Consider the following 16,013-nt stretch of genomic DNA (forward strand, 5'->3'; position numbering starts at 1 on the left):
TCGCCATGCAAACCATTTCTACCCTTCCCTCGCGCTTAAGCCTGCGCGGCCAGCGTCAGCGCCAGCGCGGTATAGCCTTGTATGTCGTCATCGTATTGGTTCTGCTGTCCATGTTGCTGGCACTTTGGGCCGCACGCAGTGCGTTGTTCAACGAAATTGTCGTGGGCAATGACGCCGATTACCGCCGTGCGTTCGAGGCTGCACAGGCCATGCTGCAAGATGCGGAATTCGATATTCGAGGTGTTACCCCTGATGGGGGAGCATGCATTCCGACACGGGGCAACTCCGATCTTTGCCGCCCTGCCTTACAACCAGGGGACCCCAGCGCTACGCCACCAGTTCCAGATACACCCGCCGCTGAAGTCTATTTCGACATTGAAACCAAAGACCTCGAAAACCTGCTATCCACGATCGAAATAAAGCAGCCAACGATCAAGTGCTACAAGGGCATTTGCCAGAAACGTGCCGGTGCGCAAGATTTTTGGAACGACAGCACCACTTTGAACGCCATGCTTGCCGACGGCGTGGGGGCACGATATGGCCAATTTACAGGAGCCAGCGCTGAAGCCACCGCCAACCCTATCCTTGCCGATAGGAATGCCGGCAAAGGAGCTTGGTATTGGGTAGAAATCATGCCCTACGTCGATCCAAATATTTCCCTGATTGCAGGCATGCCTCCCGGCTCCAACGTGGAACGTTTTGCCCCATCCCGCAAGAAATTATTCGTCTATCGAATTACTGCTTTTGCCCGAGGCAATAAAGCCGGCAGCGAAGTCGTATTGCAATCTACCCTATCGCTTCAGGTTGCAGAGTAATAAGCGAATATTATCCACATATTTACCCATAATTACGCTGGAGTCTCGCGATGCGAATTAATCAACACCCACAACGAAAAGCCCTCGTCATCCTGATGGCAGCAATATGGGCTCCGACACTATCCGCAGCCCCCCTGAACCTGGTTTCATACCCCGCAGGCACGGCATATAAAGCACCGATTCCAAACGTCATCCTGTCGGTGGACACATCGGGGAGCATGAATTTTTGTGACGTGGATGGCAGTGTTATAGGAAATTCGAACGGAAGTTACTACACAGGTTGCTATACCAGCTCGCAGGATCTCCGCCGTATAAAATGGGTAAAAGACGGGTTAAAAAATACCCTGGTCAATAATTCCAAATATGATGGCCAATTTCGCCTAGCCTGGCAATCATTCGCATGCAACAATATTCCGTCCAGCAATGGCAATTGCGATGGAAAAAATGCTATTGCAAAATTCACCGGCACCCACAGGAGCAATTTTGGAACATGGGTGGACGCGCTAACAGCAACTGGAAGCACCCCCTCTCCCGTATTGTTATGGAATGCAGGGAAGTATTTACAAACAACCGGGGTTAATAACCCATGGAATGCTGTTCCCGGAACGGCAGACCCCGCCCCGCTATCCTGCCGGCGGTCTTACCACATTTTCTTGACAGATGGCGGCTGGAACTACAAGTTCGATAATTCCATGCTTGACGGAACATCTTTCAAGAATGACATGTTGCTGGGAACCATAAGCAACTCGACGAGCAAGAATCCGCCGCCGCTCAGCAATCCAGCAGACGTGCCTGTCCGCAATTACGATGGTAAATCCATAACTGCATTACCAACGCCAGCCCCCGCCAGTGCTACATACGCAGGCTCTCCGTATGGCATTAAAGCATATTCTGTCACCCCACCTGCCGACACCACGCAGGATCAGACCAAAATTTATCGTGATGGTTACGGAACTAGAATAGTCACCACTCGCTCTGGCAGCGAAAAATACACGTACACGTATTACGCATACCCCACCCTGGCAGATATTTCATTTTACTTCTGGGCAACAGATCTTCAACTCGACATCAAAAATGAAGTTATACCAAAAATTCGAAAAACAGGGAGTGAAACTTTCACCAGCGGTAATTTAACGAACACATATCAGGAATATTGGAACCCCCGGAACGACACTGCAGAGTGGCAACACTTAACGCAGTACACCATCGGCTACGGGAAAAGTGCAAGCAATCTACCCCAAGCCACCACAACCTCGCCCCAATGGGTCGGAGGTACTTTTGACGGGATGTATGGGGCTGGATTCTCTGATTTAGCGACAGGTAAGACCACTTGGGATGACGTTACTTCATCTACCGCAGATGGCAACTACGATAACCTGCGTCCGCAAGAGATGTGGCATATGGCTATTAATAGTCGTGGCAAATTCTATCCGGTCTCCGGCGGCGATCTCACCAGTGTTTTTGCTGATATTTTCGATGACATCATCGTGGATACGACAGCACCCATCAGTGGATTTACCTCTGCGTCTGGTTCAGTAAGTCGCGTGGGTACGCAGTCGTATCAAACGAGCTACACGGCCGCAGACGAGGCAAACTCTAATGATAATCGTTGGTATGGATACGTAACCTCCAGTTCCATTTCCACCTCCGGCGCCTCTGTTCCCAATGCGGAGTGGGGCACCCACTCGGGTACCAACAAGCATATTACAACCGCCGACAAGCTTGATGCCATTTCCCCGTCTAATCTCAATAATCGTCTGATATTAACCTACGACAAGTACAGCGCCACCCCCGGGGGAGTTTCCTTCAAATGGTCCAACCTGGCTGACTCCACAACTGGGCCATCACAGCGTATGTGGCTCAACAAGGGTACCGTAGGTACAGGAACAACCACGCAGATTGCCACGGCCATTGCCGGGGACGGCAAGGGTGAAAGCCGACTTAACTTCATCCGTGGCGACCGTACCAAAGAAGCTCGGCAAAGCGGCGGAGAGTTTCGTAATCGGAAAAGCCGTCAGGGCGACATTGTCAATTCGTCAATCTGGTATGTAGGCGCTCCTGCCAATGGATATGCGACTTCCAGTTATAAAGCCTTTGCAAACACCCAGCGAGGTCGCTTGCCCATGGTATATGTGGGCGGCAACGATGGAATGTTGCATGGCTTTTCCGCCAAAGATGGAACCGAAAAAATCGCTTATGTACCCCATGGTGTTGTGCAGAACCTGGCTGCATTAGCAGATCCGACTTACGCTCATAGGTATTACGTAGACGGCTCTCCTTTTACGGGTGATGTTGATTTAGGCTCAACCACTGCAGATTGGCGCACCTATCTTGTCGGTACCTTAGGTGCTGGCGGTCGGGGCTACTTTGTGCTCGACGTGACCCGATCGGGTCCAGACTCCGCCTATACAGGTACTGCCGCGCCGGCAACCAATTTCACGGAAGCCAATGCCGCAGACCTGGTAGTGATGGACAAGACAGCCGCCCCATCCACGGATGCGTTGCCACCCAGCAAACCTGCAGACTCGAATGCCGACCCTGACATTGGTCATATTTTTGGCAGTCCTGTGGTTGCCGAAAGCAATCAGCAACGTGCATTGCAGATCACCCGAACCAATAATGGTCGGTGGGCACTTATTACTGGCAATGGTTATAACAGTATCAATGAGCGTCCCGTATTGCTCGTTCAATACCTGGATGGAGACAAGTCTCTTAAGAAAATCATCGCGGCTGATAAAGATTCCACCCCTACCGTGCACGCAGATGAGGCAGTGGGCAATGGGCTATCCACGCCCCAATTCCTGGATGTAAATGGGGACGGAACACCAGATTTCGTTTATGCCGGCGATCTGCGTGGCAACATGTGGAAATTTGACATTTCGAGCGGATCGGCTAACGACTGGCACGTCGCGTTCAGTGGCAACCCTCTTTTCAGAGCTACTTACACAAATTCAACTGGAAGTTCTAGCCGGCAACCCATTACGGCACCCCCTGTACTGCGGCCGAACCGCTCCATTGGTGGCCTGATGGTGGCATTTGGAACCGGCCAAAACCTGACCGAACCCGATCGCACAGACACTTCCACACAAACGGTGTATTCCATACTGGACAACACTCGCTATGAAGTTGAAAGCACGGGCACAAACAAGGGTAAGGTCAAAGTGAAAACGTCCGATCCCACACCGAGCACGGTAGGGGGGCGCAGCGACTTGCAAGCAGAATCCGTCACGAATGGCACCGGCAGCGGCACTGCAGGCACAGGTGTCAGCGCAGGTAGGTCGTTCTGGAAACTCTCCAATACAGAAGTCATTTACTCTTGCGAAGGTGTGAGCGGCAGTTGCACAGCCAAGAAAGGCTGGTACATGGATCTGCCCGTAGCTGGCGAGCGGGTGACCTCCGGCTTCGATTTTTACGACGGCAGTAACATACTGGAAATCATCAGTGAGAAGCCCGCGTCTGGCAGCGCCACTGCCAGCGGCGAGGAAGTTTGTGCGCCGCAGCCTCAGGCCGCTCAACCCTTTCGCACGCTCATTAATATTGCAACCGGCTCGCCGGCTAAACCACCCATCATGGATGTGAATGGAGATGGAGCCTATACCCCCGCAAATGATGGAGGCTATGCACGCATGACAGCCTCGAGCAAGGAACTACGGTTCGCTACCAGAGACAAACAGATCCGGCAGGGTAATGATGGCAAAGTAGATAAACTCGCCAAGTTACCTGAGCTGACGCTGCGACCCGGCTGGCGACAACTGAAGTGATGGAAAGATACGATATGGCAAATGGTTCTAGGCACCCTTTCAACAGGCGTTTGGCTCAAGGTTTTACGCTCATTGAATTAATGATTGTGGTGGCTGTGGTAGGAATCCTTTCGGCTATTGCCTACCCCAGCTATACAGAATATGTACGACGTGGTCATCGCGCTGATGCGCGCGCAGGGCTATTACAGGTACAACAATGGCTGGAACGGGCAGCCACTGCCACCGGGACCTACCCCACCAGCCTGCCAAGCGCCCTCACGTGGACCGCCGATAACACCAAGCGCTACAACATTGCCTTTCAAGCAGGCAATACCACCGCAGCCTATGTATTGACGGCGACACCCAAAGGCGCACAGACAGGGGACAAATGCGGCACCTATACCCTCAGCAATACCGGCGTGCGAGGAGCCGCCGGTAAGAAGTCCGGAGAGAGCGGCTACGACCCTGACTGCTGGGGCAAATAAATTCAGCCCGGGGCGCTACCATCACGGCGCCATGACTGAGATTTCTCCCTCCATGAACCAAGCGCTTGGGCTCGCCGCCCAGGCGCTTTTTCTTTCCAATCCCAACCCCCGCGTGGGATGCGTCATCACCGACGTTAACGGCAACATGCTGGGCCAGGGCTTTACCCAGCGCGCAGGGGCACCCCATGCCGAGGTGATGGCCTTGCGTGACGCAGCCGCGCGGGGATGCGACGTGCGCGGCGCCACCGCATACGTCACGCTGGAGCCGTGCGCACACCAGGGGCGCACCGGCCCCTGTTGCGATGCGCTCATTCAGGCCGGGATTGCACGCGTAGTGGCATCCATCGCCGACCCCAATCCGCTGGTGGCGGGTCAAGGGTTCGCGCGGCTGAGGGCTGCGGGAGTGCAGGTGGAGGTGGGCCCCGGCGGTACGCAATCGCGCGAACTGAATATCGGCTTCTTCAGCCGCATGGTGCGCGGCATCCCCTGGGTGCGCATGAAGGCCGCGGCCTCGCTGGATGGCGTGACCGCATTGGCCAATGGCACCAGCCAATGGATCACGTCCCCGGCGGCCCGTGCCGACGGGCATGCCTGGCGTGCCCGCGCCTGCGCCGTGTTGACAGGCATCGGCACCGTGTTGGCGGACGATCCGCGCCTGGATGTGCGGGAGATCGCCACCCCACGCCAGCCGCATCTGGTGATTGTCGACAGCCTGCTGCAGACGCCTGCGAATGCCCGGCTGTTCGACGTTGCCGACCGGCGTGTACTGATCTACACCGCCCGGCCAGATGCCGGTGGCGCCGCAGCGCTGCGGGCACGTGGCGCCACGATCACCGAACTGCCCAATGACCAGGGCAAGGTGGATCTGCCCGCCCTGTTGCGCGACCTGGCCCGCGAAGGCGTGAATGAACTGCACCTGGAGGCCGGTCACAAGCTCAACGGCTCCTTCCTGCGGGAAGGGCTCGTGGATGAGCTGCTGCTCTATCTGGCCCCGCTCATGCTGGGCCAGGGAGCCCAGGGCCTGTCCAACTGGGGGCCGTTGCAGACGCTGGCCGATGGGATTCCGATGCAATTCCAAACCGTGCAGCAGGTGGGGCCCGATCTACGGGTGGTGGCCCGCATCGCGGGGCGCGCGGACTTCTGAATCCCGTCCTGCGCGTTCCAGGCGATGCGCCACACGCCCTCGTGCTTGCATGCCGTTGTCCGACAGTCGCGCTGCCGAGTTTCGCGCTATACCCCTGTCGTCACCTCACTTTATTGCGTTCGATGTCCTTCATAGACCTGCTCCGCCACCTTCGCCATCGCACCTGGTCGCGCTGGCCGATCATGGCTTTGCTGGTCCTGTCCTTCGGCGGTTGCGGTGGGTTGCCCAAGGATGTGGACCGGCCCGTATCCACGGCGTTGGACACGGCGGGCGAGCCTACGGAGTTAGCCACCATGGTGCAACAGCTGCGCCAGAAGGCAGGCGCCCGCCATGCGTCAGGATTCTCCCTCTTGAGCGGCCCGCAGGAGGCCTATGGCAGCCGGCTCGCGCTGGTGCAGTCGGCCCAAAAGACGTTGGACCTGCAGTACTACGCCATCCATGCCGATGCCAGCTCCGCGCACCTGCTGCGCAGCGTGGTGGGCGCGGCGCGGCGTGGCGTACGCGTGCGCATCCTGCTCGATGACTTTCACAGCACGGGGCGCAACGCGCTGGTCATGCGCATGGCGTTCGAGCCGAACATCGAAATGCGCATGTTCAACCCGGTGGCGGGCCCCCGCGCATCGTTCCTGGGCCGGATGTGGGGCGCGGTCAGCGATTTTTCGCGTGTGCAGCAGCGCATGCACAACAAGCTGTTCCTGGCCGACAACATGATGGGCGTAACCGGAGGGCGCAACCTGGGCGACGCGTACTTCGGCAAGGCAGAGGCCGAGAATTTTGTTGACCTGGACGTGCTGGCCGTCGGCCCCATCGTGGCCGACATGTCGCGCAGTTTTGACAGCTACTGGAACAACCCGCGCGCCTATCCCGTGCAGTCGCTCGTCAGCCGAGAAGAGCTGGACCGTTTGCGTGCGCAGGTGCGCAGCAGTGGCGAGAAGGCAGGCGCGGAAGCCGGCTCGCCCGGCTCCACCACCCCTGCAGACAGCCCCAGCGCCTCATCGCCCCAGTGGGACACGCAGCCCATGGACCTGCGCACCGTCGATTTCATATGGGCGCCCGCCGCCATGCTGGTGGACGAGCCGACCAAGATTCCGCTGGAGGGTGACGAACCGCCACCATCGGCCGCGATACGCGCGGGCACAACGCCGGGCGCCCATCCGGAAGCCAGCGACACGCCCCAGGCACCGCCGGCGCCCGCAGCGCCCGTGTCCAGCGGGGACACGGTGGTGGACGGGCTGCTCACCCTCATGGACCGTACAAGGCGCGAGCTGCTCATCATCTCACCCTACTTCGTTCCAGGCGACGACATGAAGCGCGCCTTTGCACGTGCGCGCCAGCGCGGCGTGCGTGTGCGGTTGCTCACCAATTCGCTAGCGTCCAATGACGCGCCCATTGCCCACGTGGGCTATGCCCGCCACCGCGAAGACCTGTTGGCCATGGGTGTGGAGCTGTACGAACTGCGCAGCGAGCAGGCCGGCCTGCGCTCGGCCTTTGGCAGTTCGGGCGCCAGCGCGGCGGGGGCTTCGCGCTCCATGCTGCATTCGAAGGTCATGGTCGTGGACGGCCGCATGGTGGTGGTCGGCTCCATGAACCTGGATCTGCGCTCCCAGCTGCACAACACCGAGATCGCCCTGCTGATTCGCAGCCGCGCCCTGGCCGCCGAAGCTGCGCAGCAGATCGACACCGCCATGCGCGAGGGGGCGTGGCACCTGCAACGCAGCGCCGACGGTGACCTGGTCTGGCGCGCGCCGCAGGGCAGCGGCCTGGAGGATACGCACACCGACCCCGACAGCAGCCTGGCCTTGCGGCTGTTGCTCAAGCTGCTGGGGCCGCTGGCGCCCGACCACCTGCTGTGACAGATGCCCCAGCGCAGACGCGCGCCACCCACGCGGTAATGGCCTGCTGGTCGGTCATCACGCGCACCTCGTCGAACGCGGCCTGCGCCGGTGGGTAACGGCGGCGCAGCAGGTTCAGCCACTGCTTGAGCCGGCCGGCGCGCTGGCGCGGCTCCAGGTCGTCGCACACCAGATGCCAGAAGCGCGCCATGTGCGGCAGCAGGTCTTCCCAGGGTAGGCCCTGTGCAGGCGCACCGCGGTCGTGCGCGCGGATAGACAGTGCCAGGCCCGGGTCTGCCACGATGCCGCGGCCCAGCATAAGAGCGTCGCAGCCCGACACGCTGCGGCACCGCAGTGCGTCCTGCACGGTCCAGATCTCGCCGTTGGCCACCACCGGAATGCCCACCGCCTCGCGAATCGCGGGGATCTGCTCCCAGTACGCGGGCGGGCGGTAGCCGTCGGCCTTCGTGCGCGCATGCACCACCAGCTCGCAGGCGCCGCCGCGTGCCATGGCCTGCGCGCATTCACGCGCCAGGCCTGCATCGTCGTAGCCCAGGCGCATCTTGGCGGACACCGGTACATGCGCGGGCACGGCGCGGCGCACCGCCTCCACCACCGCCGCGATGCGCTCGGGCTCGCGCAACAGGGCCGCGCCACCCCCATGGCGGTTCACCGTCTTGGCGGGGCAACCAAAGTTCAGGTCAATGCCTTCCGGACCCAGCTCTGCCAGCCGGGCCGCGTTCTCGGCCATGCTGACCGGGTCCGATCCCAGCAGCTGCGCCCGCACGGGCACCCCTGCCAGCGTGCGGCCGCCGTGGTTCAGCTCGGGTATGTAACGCAGGAACACCTTGTCCGGCAGCAGGCTGCCGGTGACGCGGATGAACTCGGACACACAGCGGTCCACCCCGCCCACCCGTGTGAGCACGTCGCGCAGCACGAAGTCGAGCAGCCCTTCCATGGGGGCGAGCAGCAGTGGTGCGGGCGTGCTCATCAGCAGTTTATGGGTCAAACAAGCCTCTAGCGCTTACTGTTCAAGCGCTGTAAGCTATAAAAACAGGAGCGTCATATCGCCCGAGCGCATGCGATTCAGGACTGTTGCGTCGGACTCGCCAAACCCAGGCGCCACAGCGACGTGACCTCGGCCGCGCGCGCGCCGGCCAGTGCATCGCCACCGGCGGTGGCCTTGGCGTGGCTCGGGCGGATGTCGTGGCGGCCCAGCACCCGCAACCCCGCGGTGCCAATCCAGCCCAGCAGTGCGTCGCGGGTGCGCAGGCGCAAATGCTCCGCCAGATCCGACAGGATGAGCCATCCCTCGCCGTGCGGCGCCAGGTGCGCAGGCAGCCCCGTCAGAAAACCACGCAGCATGCGACTGTCTTCGTCATACACCGCGCGCTCGATGGGCGCGCTGGCCTTGGCCGGCAACCAGGGCGGGTTGCAGACGATGAGTGGCGCCCGCCCGAAGGTGGTCGCGGGCGGGAACAGATCGGTCTGCAGCAGCTGCACGCGGTCCTCCAGGCCCAGCCGCGTCAGGTTGTCCCGCGCGCAGGCCAGGGCACGCGGGTCCAACTCGGTCGCCACCACGCGGGCCACGCCACGCCGTGCTAGCACGGCGGCCAGCACGCCGGTGCCGGTGCCGATCTCGAAAGCGAGCGCATCCGCACCCGGCGGCAGCGGGGCCTGGGCGACCAGGTCCACATACTCGCCCCGCACGGGCGAAAACACGCCGTAATGCGGGTAAATGCGTGCGCCCAGAGCGGGCACATCCACGCCCTTGCGGCGCCATTCGTGCGCCCCCACGGCGCCCAGCAACTCGCGCAGCGAGACAATGGTGGACTCCTGCAGCGCCGGGCCCCAGGCCTCGGCGCAGGCCGCGCGCCAGTCGGGCGCGCGGCGCAGGGCGATGCGCCAGTCGGGCTGCAGCTCGATCAGCAGCAGCCCCAGCAGGCGGGCGCGCTGTGCCTGCACCTGGCGATGCAAATGAAAGGCGTGCGGGAACTCCGCCGCGGGCACGGCGCTGTTCCGACCGCCTTTGCCGCTCTTGCGCGGACGTTCGATACGGCGCTTGAGCGCGTCCAGCAGATGGCGCGCGTTCTGAAAGTCGCCGCGCCACAGCAGGCCCGTGCCTTCGCATACCAGGCGATAGGCGGCGTCGGCAGCCAGCGTGTCGTCAGCCAACACCACCCGGCGCGGCGCGCTGGCGCCGCTTTCGGAGCGCCACGGCGCGCTGCGGTCCTCGCCGTGTTCGCTCCAGTGGATCATGGCGGGGCTCAGTTGATCGGGCGCTTGAGGCGCACTTCCTCGATCTTCACGCCGCCGACCACGGCGGTCTTGGCGGTCGTCATCTCGCGCTTGAAGCCGGCAAGTTCATGAAAGCGCAGGGCACGCTCATTGCGCAGCGGCACCCAGGCCGTCACGGTGGTGCAGCCCTCTTCGTGCAGGCCGTCGCGCGCGGCGTCCCACAGGGCCACGCCCACACCCTTGTTCCAATGCGAGGGGGCCGCGTAGATGGCCCAGATTTCACCGGTGGTGTTGCGCGTCTTTTCATCACGCGAGCGGTCGAAGCCGACGAAACCAACGATCTTGTCGCCGTCCACGGCCACCTGGACCTGGGGCTCGCAATACTCGATCGCCTCGCGCCAGTAGGCTTGGCGCTTCTCGACGGACGACATGGACTTCAACTGATCGTCAGGCAGCAGCCCTCGGTAAGCTTCCAACGCGGCGGAGGTATGAACCTGGGCAATGGCTTTGGCATCGCGAAGGGTGGCGGGACGAACCTGGATACTGGACATGGGAAAACGAAAGCAGGTGAAAAGCGAAAAACCCAGCATTTTCGCGCAAATGCCGCTTCGCCTCTCATGCCCCGCAGTTTCCACCTTGCCAACCCCGCCATTGCACGCAAACGCGGCCATCTGTGGCATAGCGCACATGCCACGGCCACGCCGCGCTACATCAGGCGGCGCAGCAGCGCCATTACCTGGTCGAAACGCGCGCCATAGGGCGGGTATAGCAGGTGTCCCAGCGACCAGCGCGACTGCGCCAGCACCGACTTCTGGTGGCAAAAGCGCAGAAAGCCGGCCTCGCCATGGTAGGCGCCCCAGCCGCTGTCACCCACGCCGCCAAAAGGCAGCGCGTCGTGCGCGATGTGCATCAGCGTGTCGTTCACCGAGACGCCGCCACTCACGGTGCGCCGCAGCACATCGTCGCGCACCGCCTCGCTGCGCCCGAACCAATACAGCGCCAACGGACGCGGGTGGGCGTTGATGTGGGCAATGGCATCGTCCAGGCGCTCGTAGCTGAGCACGGGCAGCACGGGCCCGAAGATCTCTTCCTGCATGAGCTGCATGTTCGGGCTGGCACCGAACACCAGCGTTGGCGCCATCTGCCGCCCCACCCCGTCGCCGATACCCGGAGGCGGTGGCGGGGGTGCGCCCGGCACGGGTTGCAGCACGTGTACCTCCGCCCCGTGCGTCTGGGCCTGCTGCAGCATGGTGCGCAGCCGCGCGAGGTGGCGCGTGCTGATGATGGAGGCGTAGTCCGGGTTGCCCTCGAAGTACGGAAACAGCCGCGCCACCGCCACGCGGAACGCTTCGGCAAAGGCCGCCTCGTTGCCACGCGGCAGCAGCACGTAGTCGGGTGCGATGCAGGTCTGGCCCGCGTTGAGCAGCTTGCCGTGGGCGATCTTGAGCGCGGCCTCCTGCATGTCGCAGTCCGCATCGATGATGCACGGCGACTTGCCGCCCAGCTCCAGCGTGGTCGGCGTGAGATTGGCGGCCGCAGCCTGCGCAACCTTGCGGCCCACGGCCGTCGACCCGGTGAACACCAAGTGGTCGAAGGGCAGCGAGGCAATCAACGCCGCCGTGGCCGCATCACCCTGCACCACGCAGAACTCCTCGGGCGCGAAGAACTGCGCCACCAGCGCTGCAATTTGCGCCGAAGTGTGGGGCGTGAGCTCGCTGGGCTTGAGCATCACCCGGTTGCCCGCGGCCAGCGCACCAATGGCCGGCCCCAGCGCCAGCTGCACCGGGTAGTTCCACGGCGAGATGATGCCCACCACGCCCAGCGGCTGGCGCTCGATCCAGCCGCGTGCGGGCTGTAGGAACAGCGGCGTGCGCACCTTGGTGCGCCGACTCCAGCGCGCCAGATGCCTGAGCGTGTGCCCCAGTTCCGCGCGCAGCACGAAAAGGTCGGCCACCTCCGTCAGGCGCTGTGAGCGCATGCCAAAGTCCGCCTGCACCGCCGCTGCCAGCACCGGCCCATGTTCGTCCAGCATCTTGGACAGCCGCAGCAAGCGCTCTCGACGCACCATCAAGGGCACATCGGGGTGGGCGCGGCTGGCTTGGCGCTGGAGGTCGAACAGGTGGCGGATGTCATCAGGGCTCATGCCGTGCATGATAGGGCTCGCCACCCCACCGCCAGACCGAGCCGCGCGTGACATTGTGTTGCCGCCCTGCCCCCGTAAGATGCGCCCCTGCCCTCCCGCTTGAAAGGAACACGAGATGAACGGTCATTGTCTTTGCGGCGCAGTCCACTTCACGTCCCCCGCGGCCAAGGAAATCGGCGCCTGCCATTGCGGCTTCTGCCGCCGCTGGGGTGGCGGGCCGCTGCTGGCCGTGCATTGCGGGCCGGAGGTGGAGTTCACGGGTGAGGAGCATATCGGCGTGTATGCGTCCTCTGATTGGGCACAGCGGGCCTTCTGCACGCGCTGCGGAACACACCTGTACTACAAGCTGCTGGCGACGGGCGAATATTTCATTCCCGCCGGGGCCTTCGAGACGCAGGACTTCGAACTGGCCAGCCAGATCTACATCGACAAGAAGCCCGCGTACGCCTTCGCGAACCAGACGCCGACGCTCACCGAGCAACAGGTGATCGCGCAATACGGGCCGCCCAACGGCTGAATGCGCGGGGCAAAGAGTGTTATAGCCTTTTAAGCCTCCAGCGCTTATCCAGCAAGCGCAAGCATCTCATTTTTCAATAGCAATCAATGCACTTCGCGCGGCACGACGTCGGTGACGTCCGTGCTGCGCTGCGGGGCATGCGCCGTCGGGCCGGGCGCCGTCCAGCGCGCCGTGCTGCGGTACACGGTGCTCCACCCCTCGCGCGGGTTCATGCGCATGGCCCAGGGCATGACCGGGCGGCCCGTGAGGCGCGCCCACACGGCGCGTGCGCCCCACACGAGTGCCAGAACGGCGGCCGCGGCCATCAGACTGAGGAAAAAAAGCGCACCCATGGCGACGACCACGAGCCGCAACGTCCACCGGATCGCGCCGGCCACAATTTCGTTCAAACCATGCCCCTTTTTGGCAGATGAGAGCGCGGGAAAGGCCCGCGCCCTCGTTCAATGGTAGACCTCACCCCGCGGGGCGGGCTTCGCCGAAGTGGAATACCCCTGGGTCTGTCACAGGATCGACATCCACCGGAATCACGCTCTTGGGCGGGTAGCGGCCCTCCAGCAGCAGCTTGGACAGCGGGTTCTCGATGCGCTGCTGGATGGCCCGCTTGAGCGGACGCGCCCCGAACACCGGGTCGAACCCCACCTTGGCCAGTTCGCCCATCGCGGCCGGCGACACCTGCAGGGTCAGGTCCATTTTGGCCAGCCGCGCCTCCAGCAGACGCAACTGAATGCGTGCAATCGCTTCGATGTGCTTGGCATCCAGCCCGTGGAACACCACCGTCTCGTCGATGCGGTTGAGGAATTCGGGACGGAAATGGCCCTTGAGTTCCCCCCACACGGCTTCCTTGATGTCCTCAGCATCCTGGCCCACCATGGCCTGGATCAGGTGCGAGCCAATGTTGCTGGTCATCACGATCACCGTGTTCTTGAAATCCACGGTGCGCCCCTGGCCATCGGTCAGGCGTCCGTCGTCCAGCACCTGGAGCAGCACGTTGAACACGTCGGGGTGGGCCTTTTCCACCTCATCCAGCAGCAGCACGCTGTAGGGCTTGCGGCGCACGGCCTCGGTCAGGTAGCCGCCCTCTTCATAGCCCACATAGCCGGGAGGCGCACCAATCAAGCGCGCGACGCTATGCTTTTCCATGAACTCGCTCATGTCGATGCGCACCAGATGCTCTTCACTGTCGAAGAGGAACCCGGCCAGCGCCTTGCACAGCTCGGTCTTGCCCACGCCCGTGGGCCCCAGGAACAGGAAGCTGCCCAGCGGCCGGTTGGGGTCCGACAGGCCCGAGCGCGAGCGGCGGATGGCATTGGCCACGGCGGAGATCGCCTCGTCCTGGCCCACCACGCGCTCGTGCAGCTTCTCCTCCATGTGCAGCAGCTTGTCCTTCTCGCCCTGCATCATCTTGGCCACGGGAATGCCGGTGGCGCGGCTGACCACCTCGGCGATTTCCTCGGCACCCACCTGGGTGCGCAGCAGCTTGTGCTTGGTGCCCGTGCCGCCGGCCTCGCTGTCCTGCGCTTCCTTCAGGCGCTTTTCCAGTTCTGGCAGCGTGCCGTACTGCAGCTCGGCGACCTTGTTGAAGTCGCCCTTGCGCTTCAGGTCGTCGATCTGTGTGCGGATGGCATCGATGTCCTTGCGGATCTGCTCAGAGCCCTGCGCGCTGGCCTTCTCGGCTTTCCAGACCTCTTCCAGATCGGCGTACTCGCGCTCCACATTGCCCAACTCTTCCTCGATGAGCTGCAGGCGTTTTTGCGAGGCCTCATCGGTCTCTTTCTTCATCGCCTCGCGCTCGATCTTGAGCTGGATCATGCGGCGCTCGAGCTTATCCATCGACTCGGGCTTGGAGTCGATCTCGATCTTGATCTTGGCCGCGGCCTCGTCGATCAGGTCGATGGCCTTGTCAGGCAAAAAACGGTCGGTGATGTAGCGGTGCGACAGCTCGGCCGCGGCGACGATGGCCGGGTCGGTGATGTCCACGCCGTGGTGCGCCTCGTAGCGCACCTGCAGGCCGCGCAGGATGGCGATGGTGTCTTCCACGCTGGGCTCGTCCACCAGCACCTTCTGAAAGCGCCGCTCCAGCGCCGCGTCCTTCTCGATGTACTTACGGTACTCGTCCAGCGTGGTCGCGCCGATGCAGTGCAGCTCGCCGCGCGCCAGTGCGGGTTTCAGCATGTTGCCCGCGTCCATGGCGCCTTCGGCCTTGCCGGCGCCGACCATGGTGTGGATCTCGTCGATGAAGAGGATGATGCGGCCTTCCTCGTGCGCCACTTCCTTCAGCACGGACTTCAGGCGTTCCTCGAACTCGCCGCGGTACTTGGCACCCGCCAGCAGGCCGGCCATGTCCAGCACCAGCACGCGCTTGTTCTTCAGCGTCTCGGGCACCTCGCCCTCGACGATGCGCTGGGCCAGCCCCTCGACGATGGCGGTCTTGCCCACGCCGGGCTCGCCGATCAGCACGGGGTTGTTCTTGCTGCGCCGCTGCAGCACCTGGATGACGCGGCGGATCTCGTCGTCGCGGCCGATCACCGGGTCCAGCTTGCCCTGGCGGGCGCGCTCGGTCAGGTCCAGCGTGTATTTCTTCAGCGCCTCGCGCTGGCCCTCGGCTTCGGCGCTGTCCACCTTCTGGCCGCCGCGCACGGCATCGATGGCCGCCTCCAGGCTCTTGCGGGTCACGCCGTTGTCCTTGGCCAGCTGCGCGGCCTCGCCCTTGCTGTCGACCAGCGCCAGCAAAAACAACTCACTGGCGATGAACTGGTCGCCGCGCTTGATGGCCTCCTTCTCGGTGGCCTGCAGCACACGGCCCAGCTCGGGGCTGCCCTGCACCTGGTCCTGGCCCTGCACCTGGGGCAGGCGCTTGACGGCGGCCTCGGCCGCGGCCAGCAGGCCCGGCACATTGGCGCCGGCACGCTGCAGCAGCGCGCGCGGGCCTTCATCCTGGCGCAGCATGGCCACCAGCATGTGCACGGGCTCTATGTAGGCGTTGTCATGTCCCAGGGCCAGCGACTGTGCATCAGACAGCGCTTCTTGGAACTTCGTGGTGAATTTATCGAGACGCATGTGAAACCTCCAACTTGTCACTAGCTAGGGCTCCGGGGCCTC

General features: G+C 62.7%; 12 protein-coding genes. 6 read left to right on the plus strand and 6 right to left on the minus strand.

The features are described from left to right. Window positions 1–5 precede the first annotated feature (5 nt). From PCQ86_RS14600 to PCQ86_RS14620, 5 genes are all read left to right on the plus strand, one after another. Window positions 6–815 carry a pilus assembly PilX family protein gene (locus PCQ86_RS14600; RefSeq protein ID WP_088886296.1) on the plus strand — a complete coding sequence of 270 codons (810 nt, stop codon included), beginning with the start codon at window positions 6–8 and terminating at the stop codon, window positions 813–815. A gap of 50 nt (window positions 816–865) precedes the next feature. Next, on the plus strand, window positions 866–4,576 hold the full coding sequence (locus PCQ86_RS14605) for a pilus assembly protein (RefSeq protein WP_270174074.1): 3,711 nt from the start codon (window positions 866–868) through the stop codon (window positions 4,574–4,576). Next, a complete protein-coding gene (locus PCQ86_RS14610; RefSeq protein WP_270174075.1) occupies window positions 4,576–5,040 on the plus strand; it encodes a type IV pilin protein in 465 nt (154 codons plus the stop codon). The genes PCQ86_RS14605 and PCQ86_RS14610 overlap by 1 nt, the downstream gene beginning before the upstream one ends. Window positions 5,041–5,092: 52 nt before the next feature. Then, window positions 5,093–6,184, plus strand: coding sequence for a bifunctional diaminohydroxyphosphoribosylaminopyrimidine deaminase/5-amino-6-(5-phosphoribosylamino)uracil reductase RibD (ribD, locus tag PCQ86_RS14615; protein WP_442874428.1), 1,092 nt, complete (start codon window positions 5,093–5,095; stop codon window positions 6,182–6,184). Window positions 6,185–6,306: 122 nt separating this feature from the next. Further along, entirely contained in the window at window positions 6,307–8,037 is a 1,731-nt protein-coding gene (locus PCQ86_RS14620; protein WP_442874429.1) for a phospholipase D-like domain-containing protein, read from the plus strand. Here the strand turns inward: PCQ86_RS14620 and PCQ86_RS14625 are convergent. The 4 genes from PCQ86_RS14625 to PCQ86_RS14640 form a co-directional block, all read right to left on the minus strand. Continuing rightward, a complete protein-coding gene (locus tag PCQ86_RS14625; protein WP_270174078.1) occupies window positions 7,997–9,007 on the minus strand; it encodes a tRNA dihydrouridine synthase in 1,011 nt (336 codons plus the stop codon). The two genes, PCQ86_RS14620 and PCQ86_RS14625, sit on opposite strands and share 41 nt — an antisense overlap. A 95-nt stretch (window positions 9,008–9,102) precedes the next feature. Further along, window positions 9,103–10,275 carry a class I SAM-dependent methyltransferase gene (locus PCQ86_RS14630; RefSeq protein ID WP_270174079.1) on the minus strand — a complete coding sequence of 391 codons (1,173 nt, stop codon included), beginning with the start codon at window positions 10,273–10,275 and terminating at the stop codon, window positions 9,103–9,105. 8 nt (window positions 10,276–10,283) lie between these two features. After that, entirely contained in the window at window positions 10,284–10,805 is a 522-nt protein-coding gene (locus PCQ86_RS14635; protein WP_015913914.1) for a GNAT family N-acetyltransferase, read from the minus strand. 155 nt (window positions 10,806–10,960) lie between these two features. After that, entirely contained in the window at window positions 10,961–12,397 is a 1,437-nt protein-coding gene (locus PCQ86_RS14640) for a coniferyl aldehyde dehydrogenase (RefSeq protein WP_270174080.1), read from the minus strand. A gap of 115 nt (window positions 12,398–12,512) precedes the next feature. Here PCQ86_RS14640 and PCQ86_RS14645 point away from each other — a divergent pair, with 115 nt between their 5' ends. Further along, window positions 12,513–12,914, plus strand: a complete 402-nt coding sequence (locus PCQ86_RS14645) for a GFA family protein (RefSeq protein ID WP_270174081.1) — start codon at window positions 12,513–12,515, stop codon at window positions 12,912–12,914. A gap of 83 nt (window positions 12,915–12,997) precedes the next feature. Here PCQ86_RS14645 and PCQ86_RS14650 read toward each other — a convergent pair whose 3' ends face one another. Further along, window positions 12,998–13,303, minus strand: coding sequence for a hypothetical protein (locus PCQ86_RS14650; protein ID WP_270174082.1), 306 nt, complete (start codon window positions 13,301–13,303; stop codon window positions 12,998–13,000). Window positions 13,304–13,367: 64 nt separating this feature from the next. After that, on the minus strand, window positions 13,368–15,971 hold the full coding sequence (gene clpB, locus PCQ86_RS14655; protein ID WP_011806319.1) for an ATP-dependent chaperone ClpB: 2,604 nt from the start codon (window positions 15,969–15,971) through the stop codon (window positions 13,368–13,370). Window positions 15,972–16,013: the final 42 nt, after the last annotated feature.

Origin of the sequence: Diaphorobacter sp. ED-3 (genome assembly GCF_027625375.1) — a bacterium.
GTDB lineage: Bacteria > Pseudomonadota > Gammaproteobacteria > Burkholderiales > Burkholderiaceae_C > Diaphorobacter > Diaphorobacter nitroreducens.

Bases quoted from the DNA above. Each gene is read 5' to 3' on its own strand.
- PCQ86_RS14600 (WP_088886296.1), top strand. From the start codon at position 6: ATGCAAACCATTTCTACCCTTCCCTCGCGCTTAAGCCTGCGCGGCCAG.
- clpB (WP_011806319.1), bottom strand. From the start codon at position 15,971: ATGCGTCTCGATAAATTCACCACGAAGTTCCAAGAAGCGCTGTCTGAT.
- PCQ86_RS14640 (WP_270174080.1), bottom strand. From the start codon at position 12,397: ATGAGCCCTGATGACATCCGCCACCTGTTCGACCTCCAGCGCCAAGCC.
- PCQ86_RS14605 (WP_270174074.1), top strand. From the start codon at position 866: ATGCGAATTAATCAACACCCACAACGAAAAGCCCTCGTCATCCTGATG.
- PCQ86_RS14630 (WP_270174079.1), bottom strand. From the start codon at position 10,275: ATGATCCACTGGAGCGAACACGGCGAGGACCGCAGCGCGCCGTGGCGC.
- PCQ86_RS14625 (WP_270174078.1), bottom strand. From the start codon at position 9,007: ATGAGCACGCCCGCACCACTGCTGCTCGCCCCCATGGAAGGGCTGCTC.
- PCQ86_RS14610 (WP_270174075.1), top strand. From the start codon at position 4,576: ATGGAAAGATACGATATGGCAAATGGTTCTAGGCACCCTTTCAACAGG.
- PCQ86_RS14635 (WP_015913914.1), bottom strand. From the start codon at position 10,805: ATGTCCAGTATCCAGGTTCGTCCCGCCACCCTTCGCGATGCCAAAGCC.
- PCQ86_RS14620 (WP_442874429.1), top strand. From the start codon at position 6,307: ATGTCCTTCATAGACCTGCTCCGCCACCTTCGCCATCGCACCTGGTCG.
- PCQ86_RS14645 (WP_270174081.1), top strand. From the start codon at position 12,513: ATGAACGGTCATTGTCTTTGCGGCGCAGTCCACTTCACGTCCCCCGCG.
- ribD (WP_442874428.1), top strand. From the start codon at position 5,093: ATGAACCAAGCGCTTGGGCTCGCCGCCCAGGCGCTTTTTCTTTCCAAT.